The sequence below is a fragment of the Rheinheimera sp. genome (assembly GCF_037442345.1).
Taxonomy (GTDB): Bacteria; Pseudomonadota; Gammaproteobacteria; order Enterobacterales; family Alteromonadaceae; genus Pararheinheimera.
In genome coordinates, this window is the sequence record NZ_JBBIQL010000005.1 from 150120 (window position 1) to 176690 (window position 26571).

Here is a 26571-nt window from a genome sequence, read left to right on the forward strand (position 1 = left end):
AGTGACGTATTCATACTGAAGCATTACAAATGGTCACAGGACTGGGCCTGCTGCTTTTTACAATAGAGACTCTCTGTTATCAGACTCTTTGGAGTAAAAAGCAGCCATGAATCGATTCAACGTATTAAGTCTTACCGCAGCCGCCGTGCTGTTAAGTGCCTGCGAGGTTGAGCTGCTCAGCGGCGACGGCAAAGGCTATAACTACGATTTCCGCCAGGGGGCCTCTGGCTGGACTGCCGGTTTTTCCGACTACCCGGCAGACAATTCAGCCAGTTATCAGCTGGAGTCCGGTATCCGGACTCTGCCTGCGGGTTTCAGTGGCACTGGTTATTTGCTGTCGGGCATGAACCGCAGCGATGATCTGTTTATGTTTCTGAAACAGCGCCTGACCGGGCTGGAACCCTCCAGCAAATACTACCTGCGGCTGAGGGTCAGCTTTTTATCCAATGCCGGTGAAAACTGTGTGGGTGTTGGTGGGGCGCCAGGCGAAAGCGTCTACATGAAGTTGGGCTATCACCAATCCGAACCTAAGCAAGAAGGTTATTACCTGAATGCAGACAAAGGTCAACAGTCGCAGGGCGGCAGTCAGGCAGTGGTCGTAGGACATGTGGCGGCTAAAGACGCGTTGTGCGACGGCAGCCGTTTTGCCGAAAAAACCATTCAGACCACCACCTCAGAGCGTTTACCTCTGTACACAGATGCCAGTGGGGCAGTCTGGGTTTTTCTGGGCACAGATTCGGGTTATGAAGGCCTGACCCAGCTGTACTACCAGCGGATTGAACTGGCACTGGAGAGGTTTTAAACCTCTCCGCTTTGTCCCCTTATTCCATATCCAGTTCTTTCAGCTTACGGGTCAGGGTATTGCGGCCCCAGCCCAAACGCCGGGCAGCATCCTGCTTATGGCCATGGGTAAAATGCAGCGCCTGCTTCAGCACAATCTTTTCGAACTCAGGGCTGGCTTCGGCCAGAATATTTTCTTCACCGGCCTGCAGTTTGTCACGTACCCAACTGGCCAGCGCGTCTTGCCAGCTCTGAGCAGTGCCACCGGCCGTGCTGTGTACAATTTTTGGCGCCTGAGTCAACTCAGGTGGCAAGTCTGACATCAGTACCTGTTTACCGCTGGCCATCACCGTCAGCCAACGGCAGATGTTTTCCAGCTGGCGCACATTGCCGGGCCAGTCCAGTGAAGCAATAAATTTTTCGGTGTCTGTGGCGAGACTCTTGGCTTCCACATTCAGCTCACGGGCGGCCTGACGCAGAAAATGCTGGGCCAGTTTAGGGATATCCTGACGCCGGTCTTTTAACGCCGGAATATGAATGCGGATCACGTTGAGGCGGTGAAACAAGTCTTCGCGGAATTTGCCTTCGGCCACCAGTTGCTCCAGATTCTGGTGGGTGGCGGCAATAATACGCACATCAACACTGATGCCCTGATGACCGCCAACCCGGTAAAACTGGCCGTCCGACAACACGCGTAACAAGCGGGTTTGCACGTCCAGCGGCATATCGCCAATTTCATCGAGGAATAAGGTGCCGCCGTCAGCCTGTTCAAAGCGGCCTTTGCGTTGGTTGGCTGCACCGGTAAAGGCGCCTTTTTCATGGCCAAAGAGTTCGGATTCAATCAGATCTTTCGGAATGGCCGCCATATTCAGCGCAATAAAAGGCTGCTCAGAACGTGGGCTGTGCTTGTGCAGCGCATGAGCCACCAGCTCTTTGCCTGTGCCAGACTGGCCATTGATCAGCACACTGATGCTGGAGCGGGATAAACGGCCAATGGCGCGAAACACTTCCTGCATCGCCGGTGCTTCACCAATGATTTCCGGCACTTCAGTCGGTTGCACCGGCTGATGTTTGGGTTGTTTGGCTTTGGCATGTTCCAATGCTCGCTGGATCAGTGCGACCGCTTCATTCACATCAAAAGGTTTCGGCAGGTATTCAAAGGCGCCTTTTTTAAAGGCATTGACCGCGCTGTCGAGGTCAGAATGAGCCGTCATAATAATGACCGGCAGTTCAGGGCTTAATTCCTGTAACTTGCCCAGCAGCGCCATGCCATCTGTACCCGGCATCCGGATGTCGGACACCACCACGGTCGGCTGTTCATACTGCAGGCGTTGCAGCATCAGATCCGCCGAAGCATAACTTTCACAAGCGATGTCGGCGCGGGCCAGCGCTTTTTCCAGAACCCAGCGGATCGAGTTATCGTCATCAATAATCCAGACCACTTGTTGCATATTAATCTCCAGAGTTATTGAGGGGCAGATACAAAGTAAAGGAAGTTTGGCCTGGCCAGCTTTCACAATCGATCCAGCCGCCATGCTGATGAATCAAGGTTTGGGCTATGGATAGCCCTAAACCTGTGCCACCGGCTTTGCCGCTGACCATAGGAAAAAATAAGGTGTCTTTAATTTCAGCTGGAATGCCCGGTCCGTTGTCCGTCACCTTGACTGCGGCCACCAGGCGATGACGGCGGCCATGCAAAGTGTGCTGATTGAGCACCCGGGTTTGCAGTGTAATTTGGCCACCAGCCTGATCCAGCACTTGCTGGGCATTACCGACAATATTCAGCAACGCTTGCTCTATCAGTTCAGGGTCGAACTGGAAATCAGGAATGCTGGGGTCGTAATCGCGGATAAATAACACCTGATTCGGGTTATCCATCTGTGTCAGTTGTACCACCTGTTCAATCACCTGATGCACATTCTGCAGCTTCTTCTGTGGCGCTTTATAGGGCCCAAGCAGTCGGTCCACCAGGTTCCGCAACCGGTCTGCCTGCGCAATAATCAGCTGAGTGTATTCCTTTTGCTCGTCATTTAACGACTCTTCCAGCAACTGGGCGGCGCCACGTAAGCCCCCCAAAGGGTTTTTGATTTCATGCGCCAGGCCTCGGATCAGTTCACGCGCCGCCAGGTGCTGATGCTGTTGCAGGCTTTCCAGACTGATTTTGCGTTGTTGGTCGACCTGACGGATTTCCAGCAGCAAGAGCAGACTGGGTTGTTCCATCAGATTGACCGTGACATCCAGCAGCATATGGCGGCCATCGAGCAGCACGGCCTGTACGTCACTGATGCCAAAACCCTGCCGGTTCTGAATAGCGGTCAGGAAGAAGCTGGTCGACAGATCGCTGTGTTGAAACAGGGTCGGGAAGTACTGTTGGTTTAATTTTTTTTCGCCAATACCAAACAAGGCACAACAGGCGGTATTGAAATACTGCACCTGCAATTGCGTATCCAGCACCAATACGGCGGTGCTGAGTTGATCGGTCAGACTGGCCGCTGTCCATTCCATTACAAAGCCTTTTTACGTCATGCACTAAAATGGTGCTTTTTAACCCCAGTTTACTGAAACTTTGGTTTGTGGTCAGGGGTGTTGCACTAATTTGGTGAAAATAGTGAGCTTTTACGCAGGTAAAAGCGTGTGACTGGACTTTCTGCAATTAGCTTGCCGTTTTGGTCAATTTGTTGCAGTTGCAGGCTGTGTTCGCCACGTTCAATGCCCTGGATCAGAAATCCAGTTGCGCGTTGAGGCGGGCTGAGCTGGTTTTGGTCAAACAAAAGGCGCAGTTGATGACCGGCCGGCAACTCCGGTTCAATCTGGGTCTGCACTTTAAGTTCGCCCGAGTTGGACAGCAGGTTCTGGTCTTGCTCAGGCTGCAGGATCTGCAGACGGAACACGGTTTTGACGGGGCTGATGATGTTGCCGGGTACTGCTGAATCTGGTGTGACAGTCGGCGTCGGCAGGCTGATATGCAGCTGAACTGTTGTTGCACCGGCAGAGGGCTGATCAGAATAAATGGGGGTGCCGTCTTTGGCATAGGACAAATACACTTGCTGGGCGGCAAGTGGCGGGCAGATGAGCAGCAGAATGAACAGCAAACGCATAAGCAACCCTCAGGCATCGTTGTGTTAACTCTAAACCTGCAGCTGACGATTTGCCAAACCCGGCAGTCTGGTCGCTGAAATAAAAAAACCCGCGACAGGCGCGGGTTTTCTTCAGTAGAAATGATTAAACGCTGTAGTACAGCTCGTATTCCAGTGGGTGTACAGCCACAGAAACACGTTTGGCTTCAGCGCGTTTCATCTCGATGTAAGCATCGATCATCGCGTCTGACATTACGCCGCCTTTGGTGAAGATAGCGCGGCTGGCGTCCAGAGCATCCAGAGCTTCGTCCAGAGAACCACAGACCTGAGGGATCAGTGCTTCTTCTTCTGGAGGCAGATCGTACAAGTCTTTGTCCATCGCATCGCCTGGGTGGATCTTGTTCTGGATACCATCCAGACCGGCCATTAACTGAGCAACGAAGGCCAGGTACGGGTTAGCAGCCGGATCCGGGAAACGCACTTCGATACGACGTGCTTTTGCACTTGGTACCAGCGGGATACGGATAGAGGCAGAACGGTTACGGGCTGAGTAAGCCAGCATCACAGGGGCTTCGAAGTGTGGCACTAAACGCTTGTACGAGTTGGTGCTTGGGTTGGTGAATGCGTTGATCGCTTTGGCGTGTTTGATGATACCGCCGATGTAGTACAGCGCAGTTTCAGACAGACCCGCGTATTTATCACCGGCAAACAGGTTCACGCCGTCTTTGGCTAACGACTGGTGGCAGTGCATGCCTGAACCGTTGTCGCCAACCATTGGTTTTGGCATAAAGGTCACAGTCTTGCCATACAGGTTCGCTACGTTGTGAACCACGTACTTCAGGATCTGAATTTCGTCGGCTTTTTTGGTCAGTGAATTAAAGCGGGTGGCAATTTCATTCTGACCAGCAGTGGCCACTTCGTGGTGGTGCGCTTCAACCACCTGGCCCATTTCTTCCAGCACCACACACATGGCGCTACGGATGTCGTGGTGTTGGTCGACTGGTGGTACCGGGAAGTAACCGCCTTTCACGCCTGGACGGTGCGCTTTGTTGCCGCCTTCATAGACTTTGTCTGAGTTCCAGGCCGCTTCAGCTGAATCGATAGCAAAGAACGCTGTGCCCATGGTGTTTTTGAAACGTACGTCGTCAAACATGAACCACTCTGGCTCTGGGCCAAACAGCACAGTGTCTGCAATACCGGTAGATTTCAGGTACTCTTCAGCGCGTTTCGCGATAGAACGCGGGCAACGCTCGTAACCTTGCATAGTGCTTGGTTCGATCACGTCACAGGTGATGTTCACCGTGGTTTCTTCTGAAAACGGGTCCAGCACCATAGTGTCAGCCTGAGGCATCAGGATCATGTCAGAGTCGTTGATACCTTTCCAACCGGCGATAGAAGAACCGTCAAACATTTTGCCGTCTTCGAAGAAATCTTCATTGATTTGGCTGGCAGGAATAGTCACGTGCTGCTCTTTACCTTTGGTATCGGTGAAGCGTAAATCAACGAACTTAACGTCATTCTCTTTCATGAAACTGATAACTGTAGAAGCAGACATGCATTCCTCCGGTTTGTCTGTTGACTGGCCTTGCGGCCACTTTTTTTGTTGCTGGCATCAGCCATAGCGTTGCGCACTTTAATGCTAATAGCATGCCAATGATAAAACATAATGATTTTCATGGTTTTTTTAAAAAATGCTTAGTGCGGCACCTGAGTGTTAGCGTCAAAGTGGTGCGATGTTGCCTTATTTTGGTGCATAAGTGCCATCCTGGTGCAGCGCTAACCATAGCTGATTTCATCTGCTTGTCGCATTGGCGTGTTGAAATTCGGCGGGGATTTTTTGGGGCTGTGCTTTTATGCAGGATTTTTTTCTTTCTGCTGAAAAAAAGAGTAGAATACGCGCCCTTGAATTCGGACAACTTTTAGTCAAATGCCTAGTGGTCAGGTTATGGTCAGCTAGCGCCACAGAGGAAATACAGATGAGCGGAACCGCTTCAGCTATCGAAAAACTGCGTAATATCGCCATTATTGCTCACGTTGACCATGGTAAAACCACCCTGGTTGACAAGTTACTGCAACAGTCAGGCACCTTCGATGCCCGCGCCAAGCTGCAGGAACGTATGATGGACTCCAACGCCCAGGAATCTGAGCGTGGTATTACCATCCTGGCGAAAAACACTTCAGTGCGCTGGAATGGCTACCATATCAACATTCTGGATACCCCAGGCCACGCCGATTTCGGTGGTGAGGTAGAGCGTGTACTGTCGATGGCTGACTCTGTATTGCTGCTGGTGGACGCGGTTGAAGGCCCTATGCCTCAAACCCGTTTCGTGACACAAAAAGCCTTCGCGCACGGTTTAAAACCTATTGTTGTCGTGAATAAAATTGACCGTCCGGGTGCTCGCCCTGATTGGGTTATTGATCAGGTATTTGACCTGTTTGACAACCTGGGGGCCACCGACGAGCAGTTAGATTTCCCTATCGTTTACGCGTCCGCTATTAATGGCTGGGCATCGCTGGATTACAACGAGCCAAAAACAGACATTAACGATCTGTTTGACGCCATCGTAAAACATGTTGCGCCACCCCAGGTTGAACTGGACGGCGAAACTCAGCTGCAGGTTTCTCAGCTGGACTACTCCAGCTATCTGGGCATCATCGGTATTGGCCGCATCAAACGTGGTACCTTAAAACCTAACCAGCAAGTGACCATTATTGGTGCCGACGGCAGCAAACGTAACGGCAAAGTAGGCCAGGTGTTTGGTTATTTAGGTCTGGAGCGTATTGAAGCGTCTGAAGCCAGTGCGGGCGATATCGTGGCTTTCACAGGTCTGGGTGAACTGAAAATTTCTGACACCATCTGTGCCCCGACGAAATTAGAACCGCTGCCAGCTCTGCAGGTCGATGAACCAACAGTGACCATGACCTTCCAGGTGAATACCTCTCCTTTTGCCGGGAAGGAAGGTAAGTTCGTCACTTCACGTCAAATTCTGGAGCGTCTGCAACACGAGCTGAAACACAACGTGGCGCTGCGTGTTGAAGAAACGGAAGACGGTGACAAATTCAAAGTGTCAGGCCGTGGTGAGCTGCACTTGGGTGTTCTGATTGAAAACATGCGCCGTGAAGGGTTTGAACTGGCCGTGTCTCGTCCTGAAGTGATCATGAAAGTGATCGACGGCGAGAAAATGGAACCAATGGAAAACGTCACCATCGACGTGGAAGAGCAGCACCAGGGCTCTATCATGGAGAAAATGGGCGAGCGTAAAGCTGAAATGACCAATATGCAGCCGGACGGCAAAGGCCGGATCCGGATGGATTTCCAGATGCCAAGCCGTGGTCTGATTGGTTTCCGTACTGAATTTATGACACTGACTTCAGGGACAGGCCTGATGTACAACAGCTTCGACCACTATGGCCCATACAAAGGCGGCACCATTGGTCTGCGTAATAACGGCGTACTGATTTCCAATGCGATGGGTAAAGCGGCTGGTTATGCGATTTTCTCTCTGCAGGAACGTGGTCGTATGTTTATCGGTCATGCCGACGAAGTGTACGAAGGTCAGGTGATTGGTATTCACAGCCGCAGCAACGACTTAACGGTAAACTGCCTGAAAGGTAAGCAATTAACTAACGTGCGTGCCTCTGGTACCGATGAAGCGATCAACCTGGTACCACCAATCCGCTACACCCTGGAGCAGGCGCTGGAGTTTATCGATGATGACGAACTGGTGGAAGTGACTCCTTTGTCTATCCGTATCCGTAAACGTCATTTAACTGAAAACGACCGTAAGCGTGCCAGCCGTGCTGCCGGTGAGTAATTGGTAAGTTGATTAAAAAGCCAGCGCCAGACGCTGGCTTTTTTTATGGTGGTACTGGTTGCGCAGTGTCAGGGAATGTCAGCATGCTATTACAGAATCACACCAGAGGGCACAAATCTTCACTTCAGTTTCCGCCTGCTGCTGGTCTATAGTACAGCTAGCCGCAACGAACGCAGCGACTTGAGTGCTGCAGCGTATTGAAAACCGGAGGTAGATGATGCGTAAACTGAATTTTGCTCTGATTGGCATGGTGTTTTGTCTGGCAACTGCTGCGCAGGCTGCCGACATTAAAGTGGAGTACGTCGATCAGAAAAAGTTTACCGATATTAAACCATCGAACGAACCTAAAGGGTCCTTTGAAAAAAGAACGCTGGCAGGTTTTGATAAGATTTTTGCCGATCTGGCGGCCAAATTACCCGAAGGTTATTTATGGAAAGTAAAAGTCACTGACATTGATCTGGCGGGAGACGTTAATTACATGTTCACCCAGACAGGCCAGGATATTCGTGTGATCAAAGAGATCTTTTCTCCACGCATTAACTTCAGTTATGAGCTACTGGACAGTCAACAAAAGGTGGTGCTGTCCGAAGAGCTGAAACTGCGGGATATGGCCTTTATGAGCCGCAGTCATCTGAACCGGAGCCAGGCACTGTCTTATGAACGCGAAATGCTGGAACGTTGGTTTAAAGATAAATTTGAACCTGCTTTTGCGGCGGCAACCGCCAGTTCCTCTACAGCAGGCTAGCAATCTCCCGGTAGATATCCACAGCTTCTTCGCGGCTTAACCGGCCGCTGGAAGCTGCTTTGCCAATAGTACTGCTGACCCGGATAAAATCAGTTTCGGGTGCCTGAGCAGGAGCCTCAGGCACTTGTGGGGCTGTGTTTTGCAATTGTGTCTGTCTGAGCAGGGGGGTGCTGGCTTGCTGAATAGGGGGCAGGCGACTGCTGGCCAGGCCAAATTCGGCAGGCTGATTGACGATCAGGCTTGTGCTTGTCAATTCAGTCATAAGTCACCTCCTTATGCCTGTTAGACTAGTGCACAGCCTGAGAGTTGTCAGATTTTTAGCTGGTTATTACAGATTTAAACTCAGCCAGGGTCTTGTGCAGGTGCTGTAACTCTTGGACCACCCGTTGCAAAGTGGCGGTATTAAATTGTTGGGTCTGGCGCATTGCAGCTATCTGTTCAGCGGTTTCACTCAGATAAGGCATAAATCTGTTGCTTTGGGTGAGAAACAGCTCCTCACTGAAAATGCGCTGATGTTTGGCATGGCCTTGTTGTTGCAGTTGGTCCAGCACTGCATCGGCGTCCAATGCTTTGCGGTACAGTTCTTTTAAGTTTTGATCCAGTTGTTCCAGTAATTGATCCATAACGCACCTCGGAAAATTTGCGTCATTTTGCCACAAGGTGGCGAAGCTCCCCAGCAATGTCTTGAGTTTTTTCTGAGTTGTTATACCATAACGGCCCTTTTAACTGGCTGGAGTCAGAGGCTGTGGATTTTTTGCGAAATACGCTCGACAAAGCAGGCATTGCCATTACCTCCTTGTGCGCTATTCACTGCATTATGCTGCCGGTGTTGTTGCCTGTATTACCGCTGTTAGGCTTAACTGCCTGGCATAATCATGCGATGGAGCGGGTGATCCTGCTGGCCTCTATGGTGCTGGGCTTTATCACCATTCTTGCAGGTTTCCACCGTTATCATAAAAAGCTTTATCCGTTTTATTCGTTGTTTTTAGGGGGTTTTATTTATTGGCACAAAGACGTGTTTGGCCATGATTATGAACATGCCATTCTGATTGTGGGGGCGGCTTTTGTGATTCTGGCACATGTATTGAACCTGCGGCTCTGTAATCATTGCCACAGTTGCGACAGCCATTAATCTGCGGCACTCAGCCAGTTTTTTGCTTCCAAAGGATAATTACAAAAGATGGCATCCACGCCGAGTTGATGCAGCTGTCTTGCCCGAACTGCTGAATTCACTGTATACACCCACACCTGCAGTCCACGTTGATGGGCGTCTTGTACCAGCCTTTCGTCAATAAAATCTTGATCACAATGCACTGAGAATGCCGCCAACTGGCTGGCAAAAGCGGCGTAGTCCAGCGGCAGACTGGCGGTCAGCGCGCCCAGCTTGAGCTCTGGTCTGTGTTGATGGAGAAAACGCAACAGATGGTGATTAAAGGAAGAGATAAGCAGCAGCTCAGGCCGGGTTCCGAGTTGCTGTTCAGCTGTAGCCAATTCCTGCAGTAATAAGTCGGCGGTGTCTGCGCCCTTTAACTCAATATTCAACAGGCACTGGTTATTCACCAGCTGCAATACCTGCATCAGGGTTGGAACCCTTTGACCTTGCCCTGCATCCAGCAGCTGCAGTTGCTGCAAATTGAAGTTGTTAATCAGACCTGTGCCATTGGTGGTGCGGCTGACATCGGCATCATGGATCACGACCAGTGTATCTTCCACCCGGTACAGGTCGATTTCGATACCATCACAACCGGCGTCCAGTGCTTTGCGGATTGCCAGCAGGGTGTTTTCCGGGTAAAGGCCGCTGTACCCTCGGTGGGCAATAATTTTCATCCAGTGATACCTGTTAAACAAAGAGCGGCTCAGCCGCCGCTCTTTTTACTGAATAAAGGAGCAACTGCAGTATTAGCTGCTTTTGCAAATCCGTGCAAAGGCTTCACCCATACGGGTAACGCTGGTCGGGTATTGGTTAGGTAAAAACTCGACCTGTCCGGCCGGGAACGCCAGGATCACAGTGGAGCCCAGCTTAAAACGGCCCATTTCGGCACCTTTTTCCAGCACAATGGCCTGAGAACCGCTTGCCGGATAAGTCCAGCGGAATACATCTTTACCCGCCGGAGGTGTCACTGTGCCAGCCCAGACAGTTTCGATGCTGGCGACAATAGTGGCACCAACCAGCACCAGCGCCATAGGGCCTAATTCAGTATCAAAAATGGTCACCACACGTTCGTTACGGGCAAACAAATCAGGCACGTTTTCAGCGGTCAGTGGGTTCACCGAAAATAAGTCGCCCGGCACATAAATCATTTCACGCAAGGTACCGGCTACCGGCATATGAATACGGTGGTAGTCTTTTGGTGCCAGGTAAATGCAGGCAAATTCGCCACCGGCAAAAGGTGCAGCTGTAGCGGCGTCGCCACCCAATAATGCCTGCAGCGAATAGTTGTGGTTTTTTGCCTGGATCAGTTTGCCATCGACAATAGCGCCTAACTGGCTGATAGCACCATCGACCGGGTGAGTCACTATGGCCGGGTCCTGGTTGAGCGGCCGCACGCCTTCTTTCAGTGGACGGGTGAAAAACTCGTTGAAATTGCTGTAGTCCGACGCCTTTTCAAACTGGGCTTCCGCCATATTAATTTTAAAGGCTTTGATAAAGAGGCTGATCAGTGCATGGCTGATAAAACCCAGCCTTGCAGCGGCCAGACAGCCAACCAGACGGGAAATTAAATGCTTAGGCAGAATGTATTGCAGGGCAATTTTCAGTTTATCCATGGCAGGGAGTACCTCAGTTAGAAAAATAATTAGGTTTGTCCTGCTGCATACTGAGCAGGATCTTATGGTAGTTGTGAAAACGTTCCGGGTGAATATCACCCTGGCTGACCGCATGCTGCAGTGCGCAGCCAGGATCATTCAGATGCTTGCAGTCGCGGAATTTGCAGCGGCCAAGCCAGGGCTGAAATTCGGGGTAAGCTGCAGCAACCTGCTCCGGTTCCAGATGCCATAAAGCAAATTCCCGGATGCCGGGAGAGTCAATTAAATCACCGCCCTGAGGCAGGTGATAAAGCCGGGCTGTGGTGGTGGTGTGCTGGCCCAGACCTGACATTTCCGACACTTCCTGCGTGATCGCGTCAATACCGGGTAGCACCGCATTCAGTAAGGATGATTTGCCAACACCGGACTGGCCGACAAAAATACTGCAGCCTTGCTGCAGGTAATTATTCAACTGCGCTGTGCCTTCGCCGGTTTTGGCGCTGAGCAGCAGAAAGTCGTAACCCAGACGGGTGTACATCTGGAGCTGTTGCTCCAGTTCAGTGCGTTCAGTTTCGCTGAGTAAATCGACTTTGTTCAGCAGCAACAAAGGTTTGATTTGCATCGCCTCTGCTGCAATCAGGTAACGGTCCACTATATTGCTGGAGAACACAGGTAAGACTGCAGAGACAATAATCATCAGGTCGATATTGGCGGCGACAGGTTTGAGGCCGTCGTAAAAATCCGGCCGAACCAGCACAGACTCGCGTTCTGCCACGGCTTCCACCACACCGGCCGGAGCACTGTTGGCCGCTTTGGCGCGACGCCACAACACTTTGTCACCTGTGACCAGGCTGTTGATGACCCGACGTAAACTGCAACGGTAAATACCACCGTCTGCCGCTTCGATATCGGCATGTTGACCAAAACGACTGATCACCAGGCCAGGTTCAGCTTCGGCAAATAAATCCAGATCCTGTTCTGCCGCTTCAGGCTTTTCAGCCCGCACAAAACGTTTTTTCTGGTTCGCCGCTATGCGTTGATGCTGGCGTTCTGTCAGGTGTTTTTTTTTGGTCACGTTACGTCGCTGTTGCTGGCTGCTGTTCGGTTGGTGCCTGGCTTTGTTGTTGGCACCGGGCTTGGTATGATACCGCTATTCAGCTAAGTTACAAAGCACTGAGCTTATTACCTGCAGGAGAAGGCAGACCTATGGCAGCAAATGAAAACAATCTGATCTGGATCGATCTGGAAATGACCGGGCTGGATCCGGAACGGGATGTGATTCTGGAAATGGCGACAATAGTGACCGACAGTGACCTGAATATTCTGGCGGAAGGTCCGGTCTTTGCCATTAAAACTTCAGACGAGGTATTAAACGGCATGGACGCCTGGTGCACTGAGACCCATGGCAAAAGTGGCTTAACCCAACGTTGCCGTGACAGCCAGACCGACCTGGCTGAGGCGGTGCGGCAGACCATCGAATTCTTAAGCGGTTATGTGCCGGCTGGCAAATCGCCGATGTGTGGCAACAGCATAGGGCAGGACCGTCGTTTTCTGGTGAAGTATGCACCGGAGTTTGAAGCTTATTTCCATTACCGTAATCTGGATGTCAGCACAGTGAAAGAGCTGGCCAAACGTTGGGCTCCGGCTGTGACCAAACTGGTGAAAAAGTCATCGACCCATCTGGCGCTGGACGATATTCGGGAATCCATTGCTGAATTAATGGTCTACCGGCAGCATTTTTTCAAAATTCCTGAATAAAAGCTGTTGCACAGTACGATTTTTTTTGTAAAATGCGCGCCGCTTCTGACGGAAAACTGAAAGAAGCGGTTTTTACTGTACGCGGGTTTAGCTCAGTTGGTAGAGCGCGACCTTGCCAAGGTCGAGGTCACGAGTTCGAGCCTCGTAACCCGCTCCACGTACAGTTCTGCAAGACATCTTCAGTGCGGGCATAGCTCAGTTGGTAGAGCGCGACCTTGCCAAGGTCGAGGTCACGAGTTCGAGCCTCGTTGCCCGCTCCAATTTCGGTTGGAACACTGGTTTAAATGACAAGCACCTGTGAACATCTGTACCGCATCAAGCGGTTTTTTCGTGTCTGCATGACGCCTCTGTCCCGCATCCCGCTTGCCTGGATGACGCTTTACTGCTAGTTTTGCAGCATTGCATTTAGAGGTATGACCAGTATGGAACCAGTGAATAAACTTGGCCGTTATGTGCACAGAATCAACCGGCAGAGCCCCTGGCTGCGCAGCTGGTTGTTAACCCAGTTATTTGGCCGCGCTATTAAATTTGCCGGCACAGCCTCTGTTCAGGTGGCTGAACTGGATTTTTCGCACTCCTTACTGAAGTTAAAAAACAAAAGCAAAGTGCAGAACCATATTGGCTCTGTGCATGCAGCCGCGATGTCGTTGCTGGGCGAGTCAGCCAGCGGCTTCCTGGTGGGCGTGCATGTGCCGGATGACCGCATTCCTTTGCTCAAATCGATGCACCTGGATTATGTGAAACGCGCCAGTGGTGATTTAACGGCGCGCGCTCAGTTAACCGCAGAGCAAATTGACTTTATTCGCAGCACAGAAAAAGGCGAAATCAGCATCAAGGTGCAGATCACCGACTCAGTCCATGTCGAACCTGTGCTGGCCGAGTTTGTCTGGGCCTGGGTGCCGAAGCAGCGTAAGTAGGTCATACTAAAGGCAGTGCCCGTCATGGAGAGTTGTAATGCTGCCTTCCCCTTGTACCCGCATCTGTTGCCTGAATTTGCAGGATATTTGCCTGGGTTGTGGCCGTTCATTGGAAGAAATTAAAGCTTGGGGGAACGCCGACGAGCAGCGTCAGCAGCAAATCCTCGATAACGCCAGAGAGAGAAAGCAGCAGTTCAGGCATGATCCGGCAAACCTTTTTGGATCACCCGGACCAAACGTTCGGTCTGACGAGTAAGTAAATTCTGCTGCTGCCATTGCAGCCTTTGTTGTTTGCCGTTTTGCTGAGCCAGCGCCCAGTCCAGATGACGCTGCACCAGGTCGCTGACCAAACCGCTGCGCTCGTGCAGGGCCCTGACTGTCTTTTCGCTGAACGGCGCGTTGCCTAATGCCACTGCAATATTGCGCAGCCAGCGCTCGTAGCCTATGCGCCGGATGGCCGAGCCTTCGGTGAAGTGCAAAAACTCAGTTTCAGTCCAGCGCCATAATTCAATCAGGGTTTTGTTGAACCAGACGGGCCGGCGCTGAAAATCATTTTCTGCACTGACGGCTGCGGCCTGATTTACCGGGCATACTAACTGACAGTCGTCACAGCCATAAATGCGGTTGCCAAGTAACGGCCGCAGTGGTTCCGGGATATCGCCTTGCAGTTCGATGGTCAGGTAAGAGACACAACGCCGGGCGTCCACTGTGTAAGGCGCTACTATGGCTTGGGTGGGGCAGATGGTGATACAGGCTACACAGTTGCCGCAGCTGTCGTCGGCCGGTGTATCGACAGGTAAAGGTAAATCGACAAAGAGCTCGCCAAGGAAAAACAGCGAACCGGCGTCGCGATTGAGCAGCAGCGAATGCTTACCTTGCCAGCCCAAACCAGCTTTGGCCGCCAAAGGTCGCTCCAGTACAGGGGCCGAATCCACAAAAGGCCGGAAACCATAAGGGCCGACATAGGCCTGAATTTTTTCGCCGAGTTGTTTTAGCCGGCTTCGAATAAGCTTGTGATAATCACGCCCTAGCGCGTAGCGGCTGATATAGGCGCTGTCCGGATCGGCCAGGTTCGAGGCAAAGGCAGCATCTTCCGGCAGATAATCCATCCGTACCGAAATCACCCTTAAGGTGCCGGGCACTAATTCAGCAGGGCGGGCCCGCTTCATGCCGTGGCTGGCCATCCATTCCATCTCACCATGAAAGCCGGCATCCAGCCAAGCCTGCAGCCTGGGTTCCTCGGCCTGAAGGTCGGTGTCGCAAATGCCGACCTGGCCGAAGCCCAGCTCCAGTCCCCAGCTTTTTATTTGTTGTGCAAGTTCGGACCAATCAGGGTGCATGGTGAATCAAAGCAAGAAAAACTGGCTGCAGTTTATCACAGAGCTGTGACGCAAGCTGGGCAAAGAAACTGGCTGCGTACTGCGTCTTTTGGTAGCATGAGCGGCAATTTAACTTCCGCTTTGCGGTCTGGCACCACGACTTAACCTGGCACAGGAATACATGACAACTTCAGCACTGACTCTGCCTCTTGATGATGAAATGGCCACGGCGGCTTTAGCCCGGGCTCTGGCACCTTTGCTCCGGCAGGGCGCTGTACTTTATCTGAAAGGCGATTTAGGTGCAGGCAAAACCACCTTCAGCCGTTATTTGCTGCAGGCACTGGGTCATCAGGGCAATGTCAAAAGCCCGACCTACACCTTGGTCGAACCTTATCAGCTGGGTGAGTTAACAGCCTATCACTTTGACTTATATCGGTTACGTGACCCGGAAGAATTAGAGTTTATGGGCATTCGTGATTATTTTTCCGCTTCGACTTTATGTCTGATTGAATGGCCCGAGCGGGGTTATGGCTTGTTGGCACCTGCCGATCTGGAGTTGCAGTTGCAATTGCAGTGCGGCCAAAGAACAGCCAGCCTGACTGCAGGCAATAGCAAAGCGGCACAGTGGCTGACTCAGTTATCTGGGGAGCGGCTGGCATGAGGCTATGGCCTGTTGCTTTTGCACTGTGTTGTGTACTGCTGGCCCCTTTGGCCGAGGCAGCCAACACAGTCAAAGGAGTGCGGATTTGGGCGAGCCCCGACAACACCCGGCTGGTGCTGGATTTATCTGCAGCACCTTCGTACAAAAGCCGCCGGTTGAATAATCCTCAGCGGTTGGAAATTGAACTGGCAGGCGTCAGCAGCCTGAACCTGGGGCCAGTCAGTGGCTCCGCTGCGCTGGTCAAACGTGTTTACGCCAGCCGCACTCCCAGTGCCGCGACCGCTGTGGTGATTGAGCTGACCCAGGCCGCGGCTGACACTGTATTCAGCCTGCCACCTTCGCCACCTTATGGCCACCGGCTGGTGGTCGATCTGAAGCCTCAAAGCGCCAGTCGCCAGACTCTGGCGCCAGTCAGCGCCGTGAAGCCGGCAGTCCCAGCCACTGTGGCTGAACCCAAAATTGTGACACCCAGCCATGCCACAGGCCGGGATATTGTGATTGCCATTGATGCCGGTCATGGCGGCAACGACCCCGGGGCTGTGGGGCCAAACGGCACCTATGAAAAACGGGTGACTTACGCCATTTCGCAGCAACTGATGCAGATGATCAACCAGCAGCCAGGTTTAAAAGCTGTGATGACCCGCACAGGGGATTATTACATTCATCCTGGGAAAAGGCCGGACGTTGCCCGGCAAAAACAGGCTGACCTGCTGATTTCGGTGCATGCAGACGCAGTGAAAAACCGCAAAGCCCATGGTGCTTCGGTGTGGGTCTTGTCAATGCGCCGGGCCACCACAGAGGTAGGTCGGATGCTGGAGCAAACAGAACAGCACTCGGAACTGCTGGGTGGTGTGGCCGAGGTAATTAAAGACTCTGCCAATGAGCGCTATCTGGCGCAAACGGTGCTGGATTTATCGATGAACCACTCCATGGTGACGGGTTTTGAAGTGGCGAAAGAAGTACTGCGGGAAATGGGCAAAGTAGCGCATCTGCATAAAAAGGAACCTCAGGCTGCCAGTCTGGCTGTGCTCAAAGCGCCGGATATTCCGTCTATTCTGATTGAAACCGGCTTTATCTCCAATTACAACGAAGAACGCCAATTAAAAGACCCGGGCCATCAGCGCCGCCTGGCACAGGCTATATTCAACGCAGTGAAAAGCTATTTCTCCCAACAACCGCCGGCCGACTCGATGTTTGCCGCGATCAAACAACAAGGCCGTGCCGTGCCGGTGGCTTCAGTTGGCTCTGGTCAGACAGTGGCTGTTGCAGAACGCACCCACAAAGTCAAAGCTGGGGAATCCTTGTCCAGGCTGGCGCGGCAGTATGGTGTCAGCATGGCGCAGTTACGTCAGCACAATAGGCTGCGGGATGACAACATTAAAATTGGTCAGGTTCTGAGGATCCCCTGATGCCAATTCAGATCTTATCGCCTCAACTGGCGAACCAGATCGCCGCTGGTGAAGTGGTGGAACGTCCTGCTTCGGTCGTCAAAGAACTGGTGGAAAACAGCCTGGATGCGGGTGCAACCGAGCTGTGGATTGATATTGAAAAAGGCGGCTGCAAAAAGATCCTGATCCGTGACAATGGCAGCGGCATTGCTCAGGCTGAACTTGAGCTGGCGTTATGTCGCCATGCCACCAGTAAAATCAGCACCCTGGATGATTTAGAACAAATTGTCAGCCTGGGTTTTCGGGGGGAGGCGTTGGCCAGTATCAGCTCGGTCTCTCGTCTGACCTTGACCTCCAAACCTGCGTCACAAGACAAGGCCTGGCAGGCCAGTGCGGAAGGGCGTGATATGCAGGTTGAGATTAAACCTGCGGCGCATCCGGATGGAACCAGTATCGAAGTGCTGGATCTGTTTTTTAATACCCCGGCACGGCGTAAGTTTTTACGCAGTGATAAAACCGAGTTTTCCCATATTGATGAGCTGGTCAAGCGTCTGGCGTTGAGCCGATTTGATGTCAGCTGGACCCTGACGCATAACGGTCAACTGGTACGGCAGTTACGCCAGGCACAGGATACAGGGCAACAACAAAAACGGGTGGCGGCGCTGTGCGGTAAAGCTTTTGCCCAGCAGGCGGCTCGGGTGAATGTGGCTTACGAAGGCATGACTCTGCACGGCTGGTTGCTGCAACCGGACGCCTGTGCACAGAGTTCGGTGCAGTATTCTTATGTCAATGGCCGCATGATGCGGGATAAGCTGTTGAATCATGCCATCCGTCAGGCCTATGGCCATTTACTGGCGCAAGATCAACAAGCCTCTTTTGTGCTTTATCTGGAACTGGACCCGCGTCAGGTGGATGTCAATGTGCATCCGGCCAAACATGAAGTCCGTTTTCATCAGGCGAGGTTAGTGCATGATTTTGTGGTCAGTGCGCTGCAAAATGCATTGTCGCAGTTAGAGCCCGCTGCAAGGCAGGACGCGCTGACCGAATCAGTCTCTGTGCATGCGGCTCCTGGTCGTGGCAGCGGGTATGGGGTGACAGAACATTTTGCCGTGCGACCAGGCCCTTATACCAGCCCGGTTTACCGGGCTTCAGGGACAACGTCCGCTGGCGCAGCGCAGCCTTGGCCACCGGCGCTGGAAGCTGCACCAGTAACGGCTGCCGCTGCTTCAGCAAACATGCCAGACAACAGCCGGCTTTGGCTGCTGCAAAACCGCTATCAGTTATGTTTTGTGAACGAGCAGCTGTATTTGCAGGATCTGGTGCCTGTGCTGGCCCGATCCTGGCTGGCCAGAACCCTGGATGCGTTGCCGTTACTGATGCCGGTCCGGCTGACGCTCGAGCACAAAGAGCAGCAGCTGTTGCTGCGGCATGCCGGATTAATGGCGCAACTGGGTTTTGACCTGCTGGTGTCTGATCAGCAATTGATAGTCCGGGGGGTTCCGGCTTTTTTGCGGCAAAGTGCCGTTGCAGCCTGGTTGGCTCAGTGGTGGCAACTGGCACCACCATCTGAACCTGATGCGCTGGTGCAGCAATTAATTCATGTGTTGCTTGCCGGGCGTTTTATCGATGGGGCCAGGTTGGGGCGATATTTCCCAGAGTTATTGAATACAGAACCAGACACCAGCGCAGTAGCCCTGGATGTGGCTGCAGCTCTGGCGCAGCTGCAGGAGCGAGCATGAATCAACCAGGCGTGATTTTTTTAATGGGTCCAACTGCCAGTGGCAAAACCGCCCTGGCGCTGGAGCTGTATCAGCGCTTACCTTCAGAACTTATCAGTGTCGACAGCGCACTGATTTACAAAGGGATGGACATTGGTACCGCCAAACCTACGGCAGAAGAGCAGGCGCTGGCACCCCATCATCTGATTGATATTCTGGACCCGTTGCAAGCTTATTCCGCCGCTGATTTTCGCAGCGACGCACTTCGACTAATTGCGGATTGCCACCGAAAAGGCAAAACGGCGATACTGGTGGGCGGGACCATGTTGTATTACCGCACCCTGCTGCAGGGCATGTCGCCGTTGCCGGAAGCAGACCCTCAGGTTCGGCAACAAATTGAACAGGAAGCCAGCGAGCAGGGCTGGGCGGCATTGCATCAGCAACTGGCGGCCTTTGATCCGGTGTCAGCCGCCCGTATCCACCCCAATGATCCGCAGCGGATTAACAGGGCCATTGAGGTGTACCGGCTCAGTGGTAAAAGCATGACGGAGCTGACGGCAGAAAAAGGGCAAGCCTTTCCATACCCGGTAAAGCAATTTGCCATAGTGCCGGATGACAGGGCTGAACTTCATCAGCGCATAGCGGTCAGATTCCGGCACATGCTGCAGCAAGGTTTTGCTGAGGAAGTGAAACAGCTGATGCAGCGTGGTGATTTACATCTGGATCTTCCTTCGATGCGCTGTGTAGGCTACCGGCAAATGTGGTTGTATCTGAGTGGATATATCAGCGAAGCTGAAATGACAGAGCAGGGGATTGCTGCGACCCGTCAGTTGGCGAAACGGCAATTGACCTGGTTGCGAAGCTGGCCCGATTTATGCTGGTTAAAAACCGAACAGGGCACAGCGCAAAACTTGCAACTGCTTTTAACTTCGCTACGCTAAGAAAGTAATTGAAAAAAAGTTGTTATTTAACGACTTGAAAATAATATAATAATCACAATATCCGGCAAGACTAATAAAAAATAAGGAAAGCGAAAATGGCAAAGGGCCAATCGTTACAAGACCCATTCTTAAACACATTGAGACGTGAGCGCATCCCGGTTTCTATTTATCTGGTCAATGGCATTAAGCTGCAGGGCCAGATCGAATCTTTTGATCAGTTTGTGATCCTGTTGAAAAACACTGTAAGCCAGATGGTTTACAAACATGCAATTTCTACTGTGGTACCGGCCCGCGCTGTGAACACCATGGCAGGTCATGCAGGCACCTCTGAAGGTGAAGAGACTGAATAACAGAGTCAGACAGCTTGTTTGAACATGCAAAGGTAGCCGAACAGGCGATCCTGGTTCATCTCTATCTTCAACAAGACAGTGCCAGCGAAGATTTAAATGAGCTGGTTATGTTGGTGGCTTCTGCCGGAGTGCAGAAAAAAGCAGTGATTACTGCCAGCCGCAGCAGCATTGATGCCAAGTTTTTTTTAGGTAGTGGCAAAGCGACAGAACTAGCGCAGGCTGTCGCTGAGCTGCAAGCCGATCTGATTATTTTCAATCACGCTTTGTCCCCAGCCCAAACCCGCAATCTGGAACGCCTGTGCCAGTGCCGGGTTATTGATCGCACCAGTCTGATCTTGGATATTTTTGCCCAGCGAGCCCGCAGTTACGAAGGCAAATTGCAGGTTGAGCTGGCCCAGCTGAAACACCTGGCGTCCCGTCTGGTCCGTGGCTGGGATAATATTGAGCGACAAAAAGGCGGTATTGGTTTACGTGGTCCGGGTGAAACCAGGCTGGAAACAGACAGGCGGCTGTTACGCGAACGTATTACCGTACTGAAACAGCGGCTGGCTAAAGTCAGCCAGCAACGCGAGCAGGGTCGTAAAGCCCGGCAGCAAGCTGAAGTTCCGGTGGTGTCTTTGGTTGGCTACACCAACGCCGGCAAATCCACTTTGTTTAATCGTCTGACGCAGGCCGGTGTCTATGCCGCTGATCAGCTGTTTGCTACCCTGGATCCGACACTGCGGCAAATCCAGCTGCCTGAGTTTGGCGACTTAGTCGTGGCGGATACGGTTGGTTTTATCCGGCATTTGCCCCATGACCTGGTGGCCGCGTTCAAGTCAACTTTGCAGGAAAGCCGCGATGCGGACCTGCAGTTGCATGTGATTGATTGTGCCGACGAGCGGCTGGATGACAATATCCGTCAGGTGCAACTGGTACTGGAAGAGATTGAGGCGGCAGAGGTGCCTCAGTTGAAGGTATTTAATAAAATTGATCAGAACCAACAACCAGCCCGTATTGAATACAACGACGAGTTGCAACCTGTAGCCGTTTGGTTGTCGGCTAAAACAGGCGAGGGCATGGATTTATTAGGCCAGGCCATCCGGCAACGGCTGTCGGTTGATTTTATCCGGCTGACCTTAACCTTGCCGCCGCAGTTGAGTGTCTGGCGCTCCCGCTTGCATCAGCTCTGTGCCGTGCAACAGGAAGAGTTTAATGAACAAGGTGACGCCATAGTGAAAGTGGCGATCCACAGGACTGAATGGGCCAGACTGGTGAAGCAAAGTGACGGCTTGTTACAAAACTATCTGGTGACTGTTGTATAAAGTTAAAGCGAACAGCGATATAAATAGCGGCATTGACCAGACAGCAAAACATTTTTTTTGGTACATTAGTTTCAATATCACAACGTGAGATGGAGTGAAGCATGGCTTGGAATGAGCCGGGCAATAACGGCAAAGACAACGACCCCTGGCGTAGCGGTGGTGGTCGGAATGATGGCCCGCCCGATTTAGATGAAGTATTCCGTAACTTAAGCAAAAAGTTCGGTGGCCTGTTTGGTTCAGGTAAAGGCAGTAACAGCAACATGAACAGCGGTGGTTCCGCGGCGTTGGTGTTGATCCTGCTGGTGGCTGCGCTTGTTTGGGCTTTTAGCGGTTTCTACACCATTAAAGAATCTGAGCGGGGCGTCGTATTGCGTTTCGGCCAGTACCATACCGAAGTCACACCAGGTATTCACTGGAAACCGACTTTTATCGATTCTGTGATCCCGGTGGATGTCACTTCTGTCCGCTCATTACGCACGGACGGCTTTATGCTGACTCAGGATCAAAACCTGGTGCGGGTCACCTTCGAAATTCAATACCGGGTCTTTGATGCCCGTTCCTACAAGTTCTCTGTGGTGGATGCGGACACCAGTCTGCGTGAAGCGACCGACGCTGCATTGCGTTACGTGGTAGGCCATTCGCTGATGGATGACGTGCTGACCAAAGGACGTGAGGTGATCCGTCAGAACACCCGCACCGAGCTGGAGTCTATTATCAAGCCTTATAACCTGGGCCTGGAGCTGGTGGATGTCAACTTCCGTGATGCCCGTCCGCCTGAGGAAGTGAAAGAAGCCTTTGATGACGCTATTGCTGCACAGGAAGACGAGCAGCGCTTTATTCGTGAAGCCGAAGCTTATGCCCGCGAAATCGAACCTCGTGCCCGTGGTCAGGTGAACCGGATGATGCAGGAAGCGGAAGCCTATAAACAACAAATTACCTTAAAAGCTCAGGGTGAAGTGGCGCGTTTTGACAAACTGTTGCCTGAGTATCTGGCTGCACCGCAAGTCACCCGTGACCGGATGTATCTGGAAACAATGGAACAGGTGTACGGCAACACATCCAAAGTGCTGGTCGATGTGAAAAACGGCAACAATATTATGTACTTGCCGTTGGATAAAATGATCAATCCTGCTGAACCCAAAGGCGCTGTGAGCAATCCGGTGTTGCCTGACAACAGAGTGACGCCGCTGGATAACCGCAGTGTACCCGCAGGTCGCAGCGACTCCGGTCGTGGTGATAACAGCAGAACAGGCAGAGGATAAGCGATGAAAAATTTAGTAATAGCTATCGCCGCCTTGGTCGGTATTGCAGTGGTTTCTTCGGTTTTTGTGGTGCCAGAAGGCGAACGCGGTATCGTGATTCGTTTCGGTAAAATTCAACGGGATGCCCAGGATGCGGTGACGGTATTTGAACCAGGCCTGCATTTTAAAGTGCCACTGATTGAAACTGTGCGGTTGCTGGATGCCCGAGTACAGACTCTGGGTGAAGGCTCCGACCGTTTTGTCACGGCGGAGAAAAAAGACTTACTGGTCGACAGTTATGTGAAATGGCGCATTGCCGATTTTGGCAAGTATTTCCTGTCGACCGGCGGCAACCTGAATCAGGCTGAAACCCTGTTAAAGCAATACATTAACAACGGTTTACGGACAGAGTTTGGTAGCAGAACCATTCAGGAAATTGTGTCTGGCGAACGGACTCAATTGATGGTGCGTGCTATGGCTCAGGCAGCTGAAGGCGCGCAGGAGCTGGGTATTGAAATTCTCGACGTGCGGGTGAAAAAGATTAACCTGCCGGACGAAATCTCTACCTCTATTTTCCAACGGATGCGTGCTGAACGTGCAGCTGTGGCCAAAGAGCACCGTTCCCGTGGTATGGAACAGTCAGAAATTATCCGCGCTGATGTGGATGCCCGGGTGACAGTGATGGTGGCTGACGCCGAACGTAACTCACGGACTGTGCGTGGTGAAGGTGATGCATCAGCCGCGAAAATATACGCGGACGCTTACAACAAAAACGCCGAGTTCTTCAGTTTTGTCCGTAGTCTGGATGCCTACAAAAACAGCTTCCAGAACAAAAACGATGTGCTGGTTATTCAGCCTGATAATGACTTCTTTAAATACATGAAGTCAGACAAAGTACAAAACTAAGCGTCAGAAAACGATTAAGGCCGGCGTACATCCAAATGTGCTCCGGCCTTTTTTATAGACGGAATTTTTATGTATCAACATTTATATCAGCGTTTTTTGCAGGCGAACCCGGGCATCCAGCATTTTGCCTGCCATTCGCATCATTATTGGCCGGACGTAACCCGCGACGCCATGCTGGCCTACTGGGATGACAGCGCCCGGCTGGTGGATGACAAATGGGAGCTGGTGTTTGGTGAAAAAATGCCGGCCGTACAACGACACATTGCCCGGATTTTGCAGCTGCCAGAGCCAAGTCAAATTGTGTTTGCCCCCAATACCCACGAATTTGTGATGCGGCTGCTGAGCTGCTTCAGACCCGGTCAGCCGCTGCGCGTGGTGACCACAGACAGTGAATTTCATAGTTTTACCCGCCAGCTCAACAGATTGTGTGAATACGCCGAAATTGAACTGGTGCGGGTGCCGGCCGAACCTTTTGCCAGCCTGCCTGAGCGCCTGTGTGTCGCGGTCGCCGCCGCAAAAACTGATTTGGTGTTTTTCAGCCAGGTGTTTTTTAACTCCGGAGTTGGCCTGGCAGATTTAACTGGCCTGGTGCAGCAGTTGGATTCGCGGACCGATGCCATGATAGTGGTGGACGGTTACCATGGCTTTATGGCAATTCCGACCGATTTATCGGCCATTGCCTCGCGTATCTTTTACCTGGCCGGCAGCTACAAATACGCACAGGGGGGGGAAGGATGCTGTTTTATGGCGGTTCCTTCAGGCAGTCTGCACCGGCCTTATTATACCGGCTGGTTTGCCGAGTTTGGTGAGCTGAGCCAGGCCAAAGCCGGTGAAGTGCAATACGCTGGCAATGGGCAGCGTTTTGCCGGGGCTACTATGGATTGTTCAGCGCTGTACCGGCTGCATTCAGTGTTTGAACTCTTTCAGCGTGAAGGCTTGTCCGTGGAGGTGACGCAGCGTTATATCCGCCAGCTGCAGCAAAGTTTCCTGCAGCAGTTGGAGCAGCTGCAACACCCGCTGTTGAACCGGGAGTATTTAGTGGCTGCAGACGGGCAGGTGCAAGGCCAGTTTCTGACCTTCCGTTTTGCGGCAGAGAAAGTGGCTGCCTTGGCTGCAGCACTGAAACAGCGGGGCATTCATACCGACTATCGTGGCGACCGGTTGCGTTTTGGGTTTGCTTTGTATCAAAACCCCGAGCAACTGGATTTGTCCTGTCTGGCGGAGCTCAGCCATGTCTGAGTTCTGGCTGGCTGCCTTGGGGCTGGTGTTGTTGGTGGAAGGGCTGGGCCCCTTATTGTTTCCCAACCGCTGGCGGCGTTACTTGCTGAAAATTGCCGCCCAGGACAGTGCGTCATTGCAGCAACTGGGTGGCAGTTTGGTATTGGCGGGTGTTTTGCTGTTGTACTTTTTCCTGTCCTGACACAAGCTGCCTGGCTAACTTACTGATCAAAAAGCAGAAACAAAATTTCTGCTTTTTTTTCGGACGTCCAGATGCAGTTTGAATGCGAATTTGCTAGAATCCCCGCCTAATTTTTTACCATGATGTAGGAACCATGGCCAAAAACGTAGTAGTGCTCGGCACCCAATGGGGTGACGAAGGTAAAGGTAAAATCGTTGACTTGTTAACTGACAAAGCCAGCTTTGTGGTGCGTTATCAGGGCGGTCACAACGCCGGCCACACTTTGGTAATCAACGGTGAAAAAACAGTATTGCATTTAATCCCGTCCGGTATTTTGCGTGACAACGTCAAATGCGTGATCGGTAACGGTGTGGTGTTGTCACCAGAAGCTTTACTGAAAGAGATGAGCATGCTGGAACAAAAAGGTGTTCCGGTAAAACAGCGTTTAGTGCTGAGTGAAGCCTGTCCGCTGATCCTGCCTTTCCATGTGGCCCTCGATAAAGCCCGTGAAGTGGCCCGTGGCGACAAGCCTATCGGTACTACAGGTCGTGGTATTGGTCCTGCGTATGAAGATAAAGTCGCCCGTCGTGGTTTACGTGTTGGCGATCTGTTCAATCCTGAATTGTTCGCTGAAAAACTGAAAACCCTGATGGATCTGCATAATTTCACGCTGACACAGTACTACAAAGTGGATGCTGTGGATTATCAGACCACGCTGGACAATGCGCTGGCCATTGCTGAAATTCTGAAGCCCATGGTGGTGGACGTGACTGACTTGCTGGATAAAGCCCGCAAAGAAGGTCAGGAAATTATGTTTGAAGGTGCACAGGGCACACTGCTGGATATTGACCACGGCACTTACCCTTATGTGACATCCTCTAACACCACTGCCGGTGGTGTGGCGACAGGGGCTGGTTTTGGCCCGCGTTACATCGATTATGTACTGGGGATTGTCAAAGCCTATACCACCCGTGTGGGGTCTGGCCCATTCCCGACAGAGCTGGATTGTGCCATCGGTGAACATCTGGGCGTAAAAGGCCACGAGTTTGGTGCGACCACAGGCCGTAAGCGCCGTTGTGGCTGGTTTGATGCCGTAGCGGTCAAACGTGCAGTGCAGCTGAACAGCATCTCTGGTTTCTGTTTAACCAAGCTGGACGTGCTGGACGGCCTGGACACAGTGAAAATCTGTACTGGCTACCAGCTGGCGGATGGTACTGTGACGGACGTACCTCCGATGGCGGCAGAAGGCTACGAAGCTGTTACGCCCATTTATGAAGAAATGCCAGGGTGGAGCGACACCACTTTTGGGGTGCAGAAACTGGAAGATCTGCCGCAGGCCGCCCGCGATTACATTCAGCGGCTGGAACAGGTGACAGGCGTACCTATCGACATCGTCTCAACAGGGCCTGACCGGGTGGAAACCATCACCCTGCGTCATCCGTACGACGTCTGGTAAAGAATCCACCTTCTGAAGAAGGTGGCTTTGCAGTAGGCCCCTCGAAGGGGC

General features: G+C 52.1%; 28 protein-coding genes and 2 tRNA genes. 20 read left to right on the forward strand and 10 right to left on the reverse strand.

Features of this window, described 5'->3' with window-relative positions:
* The first annotated feature begins 106 nt into the window (after window positions 1–106).
* Entirely contained in the window at window positions 107–802 is a 696-nt protein-coding gene (locus WKJ04_RS04425; protein ID WP_337879289.1) for a hypothetical protein, read from the forward strand.
* Window positions 803–821: 19 nt separating this feature from the next.
* Here WKJ04_RS04425 and glnG read toward each other — a convergent pair whose 3' ends face one another.
* The 4 genes from glnG to glnA form a co-directional block, all read right to left on the reverse strand.
* A complete protein-coding gene (gene glnG / locus WKJ04_RS04430; RefSeq protein ID WP_337879315.1) occupies window positions 822–2237 on the reverse strand; it encodes a nitrogen regulation protein NR(I) in 1416 nt (471 codons plus the stop codon).
* Window positions 2233–3285: a nitrogen regulation protein NR(II) gene (gene glnL / locus WKJ04_RS04435; RefSeq protein WP_337842334.1), complete on the reverse strand. Its 1053-nt coding sequence runs from the start codon at window positions 3283–3285 to the stop codon at window positions 2233–2235. The genes glnG and glnL overlap by 5 nt, the downstream gene beginning before the upstream one ends.
* A gap of 86 nt (window positions 3286–3371) precedes the next feature.
* Window positions 3372–3878, reverse strand: coding sequence for a DUF4124 domain-containing protein (locus WKJ04_RS04440; RefSeq protein ID WP_337879290.1), 507 nt, complete (start codon window positions 3876–3878; stop codon window positions 3372–3374).
* A 124-nt stretch (window positions 3879–4002) separates the two neighbouring features.
* Window positions 4003–5412, reverse strand: a complete 1410-nt coding sequence (gene glnA, locus WKJ04_RS04445) for a glutamate--ammonia ligase (protein WP_337879291.1) — start codon at window positions 5410–5412, stop codon at window positions 4003–4005.
* A 421-nt stretch (window positions 5413–5833) separates the two neighbouring features.
* On the opposite strand from glnA, the gene typA reads away from it, so the two are divergent.
* Window positions 5834–7672, forward strand: coding sequence for a translational GTPase TypA (gene typA, locus WKJ04_RS04450; protein ID WP_337879292.1), 1839 nt, complete (start codon window positions 5834–5836; stop codon window positions 7670–7672).
* Between the two features lie 217 nt (window positions 7673–7889).
* Window positions 7890–8417, forward strand: a complete 528-nt coding sequence (locus WKJ04_RS04455) for a DUF3016 domain-containing protein (RefSeq protein ID WP_337879293.1) — start codon at window positions 7890–7892, stop codon at window positions 8415–8417.
* Here WKJ04_RS04455 and WKJ04_RS04460 read toward each other — a convergent pair.
* Both WKJ04_RS04460 and priC read right to left on the reverse strand, forming a co-directional pair.
* Entirely contained in the window at window positions 8404–8679 is a 276-nt protein-coding gene (locus WKJ04_RS04460; RefSeq protein WP_337879294.1) for a hypothetical protein, read from the reverse strand. The genes WKJ04_RS04455 and WKJ04_RS04460 overlap by 14 nt on opposite strands.
* A gap of 55 nt (window positions 8680–8734) precedes the next feature.
* On the reverse strand, window positions 8735–9040 hold the full coding sequence (priC, locus tag WKJ04_RS04465) for a primosomal replication protein PriC (protein ID WP_337879295.1): 306 nt from the start codon (window positions 9038–9040) through the stop codon (window positions 8735–8737).
* A gap of 122 nt (window positions 9041–9162) precedes the next feature.
* Between priC and WKJ04_RS04470 the strand changes: the two genes are divergently transcribed.
* Window positions 9163–9549 (forward strand): MerC domain-containing protein, encoded by a 387-nt coding sequence (locus WKJ04_RS04470; RefSeq protein ID WP_337879296.1) that lies wholly within the window; start codon window positions 9163–9165, stop codon window positions 9547–9549.
* Here the strand turns inward: WKJ04_RS04470 and WKJ04_RS04475 are convergent.
* From WKJ04_RS04475 to rsgA, 3 genes are all read right to left on the reverse strand, one after another.
* Window positions 9546–10244, reverse strand: coding sequence for a glycerophosphodiester phosphodiesterase family protein (locus WKJ04_RS04475; RefSeq protein WP_337879297.1), 699 nt, complete (start codon window positions 10242–10244; stop codon window positions 9546–9548). The two genes, WKJ04_RS04470 and WKJ04_RS04475, sit on opposite strands and share 4 nt — an antisense overlap.
* Before the next feature lie 72 nt (window positions 10245–10316).
* On the reverse strand, window positions 10317–11183 hold the full coding sequence (asd, locus tag WKJ04_RS04480) for an archaetidylserine decarboxylase (protein WP_337879298.1): 867 nt from the start codon (window positions 11181–11183) through the stop codon (window positions 10317–10319).
* 13 nt (window positions 11184–11196) lie between these two features.
* Entirely contained in the window at window positions 11197–12237 is a 1041-nt protein-coding gene (gene rsgA, locus WKJ04_RS04485) for a small ribosomal subunit biogenesis GTPase RsgA (protein ID WP_337879299.1), read from the reverse strand.
* 131 nt (window positions 12238–12368) lie between these two features.
* Here rsgA and orn point away from each other — a divergent pair, with 131 nt between their 5' ends.
* From orn to WKJ04_RS04510, 5 genes are all read left to right on the forward strand, one after another.
* Window positions 12369–12920: an oligoribonuclease gene (gene orn, locus WKJ04_RS04490; RefSeq protein WP_337879300.1), complete on the forward strand. Its 552-nt coding sequence runs from the start codon at window positions 12369–12371 to the stop codon at window positions 12918–12920.
* An 81-nt stretch (window positions 12921–13001) separates the two neighbouring features.
* A tRNA-Gly gene (locus WKJ04_RS04495) sits at window positions 13002–13077 on the forward strand.
* A 27-nt stretch (window positions 13078–13104) separates the two neighbouring features.
* Window positions 13105–13180, forward strand: a tRNA-Gly gene (locus WKJ04_RS04500).
* Window positions 13181–13342: 162 nt separating this feature from the next.
* A complete protein-coding gene (locus tag WKJ04_RS04505) occupies window positions 13343–13837 on the forward strand; it encodes a DUF4442 domain-containing protein (RefSeq protein WP_337879301.1) in 495 nt (164 codons plus the stop codon).
* 37 nt (window positions 13838–13874) lie between these two features.
* Window positions 13875–14093 (forward strand): DUF1289 domain-containing protein, encoded by a 219-nt coding sequence (locus WKJ04_RS04510; RefSeq protein WP_337879302.1) that lies wholly within the window; start codon window positions 13875–13877, stop codon window positions 14091–14093.
* Here the strand turns inward: WKJ04_RS04510 and queG are convergent.
* Window positions 14032–15177, reverse strand: coding sequence for a tRNA epoxyqueuosine(34) reductase QueG (queG, locus tag WKJ04_RS04515; RefSeq protein ID WP_337879303.1), 1146 nt, complete (start codon window positions 15175–15177; stop codon window positions 14032–14034). The two genes, WKJ04_RS04510 and queG, sit on opposite strands and share 62 nt — an antisense overlap.
* A gap of 160 nt (window positions 15178–15337) precedes the next feature.
* Here queG and tsaE point away from each other — a divergent pair, with 160 nt between their 5' ends.
* The 11 genes from tsaE to WKJ04_RS04570 all read left to right on the forward strand — a co-directional run bounded on the left by tsaE (window position 15338) and on the right by WKJ04_RS04570 (window position 26520).
* Window positions 15338–15817, forward strand: coding sequence for a tRNA (adenosine(37)-N6)-threonylcarbamoyltransferase complex ATPase subunit type 1 TsaE (gene tsaE, locus WKJ04_RS04520; RefSeq protein ID WP_337842317.1), 480 nt, complete (start codon window positions 15338–15340; stop codon window positions 15815–15817).
* Complete coding sequence (locus WKJ04_RS04525; protein WP_337879304.1) at window positions 15814–17226, forward strand: N-acetylmuramoyl-L-alanine amidase; 1413 nt, start codon at window positions 15814–15816, stop codon at window positions 17224–17226. The genes tsaE and WKJ04_RS04525 overlap by 4 nt, the downstream gene beginning before the upstream one ends.
* Complete coding sequence (gene mutL, locus WKJ04_RS04530; RefSeq protein ID WP_337879305.1) at window positions 17226–18944, forward strand: DNA mismatch repair endonuclease MutL; 1719 nt, start codon at window positions 17226–17228, stop codon at window positions 18942–18944. The genes WKJ04_RS04525 and mutL overlap by 1 nt, the downstream gene beginning before the upstream one ends.
* Entirely contained in the window at window positions 18941–19864 is a 924-nt protein-coding gene (miaA, locus tag WKJ04_RS04535; RefSeq protein WP_337879306.1) for a tRNA (adenosine(37)-N6)-dimethylallyltransferase MiaA, read from the forward strand. The genes mutL and miaA overlap by 4 nt, the downstream gene beginning before the upstream one ends.
* Before the next feature lie 95 nt (window positions 19865–19959).
* Window positions 19960–20214 (forward strand): RNA chaperone Hfq, encoded by a 255-nt coding sequence (gene hfq, locus WKJ04_RS04540; RefSeq protein ID WP_337842313.1) that lies wholly within the window; start codon window positions 19960–19962, stop codon window positions 20212–20214.
* Window positions 20215–20228: 14 nt separating this feature from the next.
* Window positions 20229–21518: a ribosome rescue GTPase HflX gene (hflX, locus tag WKJ04_RS04545; protein WP_337879307.1), complete on the forward strand. Its 1290-nt coding sequence runs from the start codon at window positions 20229–20231 to the stop codon at window positions 21516–21518.
* Between the two features lie 101 nt (window positions 21519–21619).
* Window positions 21620–22780, forward strand: a complete 1161-nt coding sequence (hflK, locus tag WKJ04_RS04550; protein ID WP_337879308.1) for an FtsH protease activity modulator HflK — start codon at window positions 21620–21622, stop codon at window positions 22778–22780.
* Window positions 22781–22783: 3 nt separating this feature from the next.
* Window positions 22784–23665: a protease modulator HflC gene (gene hflC / locus WKJ04_RS04555; protein ID WP_337842310.1), complete on the forward strand. Its 882-nt coding sequence runs from the start codon at window positions 22784–22786 to the stop codon at window positions 23663–23665.
* A gap of 69 nt (window positions 23666–23734) precedes the next feature.
* Entirely contained in the window at window positions 23735–24904 is a 1170-nt protein-coding gene (locus WKJ04_RS04560; protein WP_337879309.1) for an aminotransferase class V-fold PLP-dependent enzyme, read from the forward strand.
* The gene (locus WKJ04_RS04565) at window positions 24897–25085 is read left to right on the forward strand and encodes a DUF2065 domain-containing protein (RefSeq protein WP_337879310.1); all 189 of its coding nucleotides are present in this window, start codon (window positions 24897–24899) and stop codon (window positions 25083–25085) included. The genes WKJ04_RS04560 and WKJ04_RS04565 overlap by 8 nt, the downstream gene beginning before the upstream one ends.
* Before the next feature lie 133 nt (window positions 25086–25218).
* Window positions 25219–26520: an adenylosuccinate synthase gene (locus WKJ04_RS04570; protein ID WP_337879311.1), complete on the forward strand. Its 1302-nt coding sequence runs from the start codon at window positions 25219–25221 to the stop codon at window positions 26518–26520.
* Window positions 26521–26571: the final 51 nt, after the last annotated feature.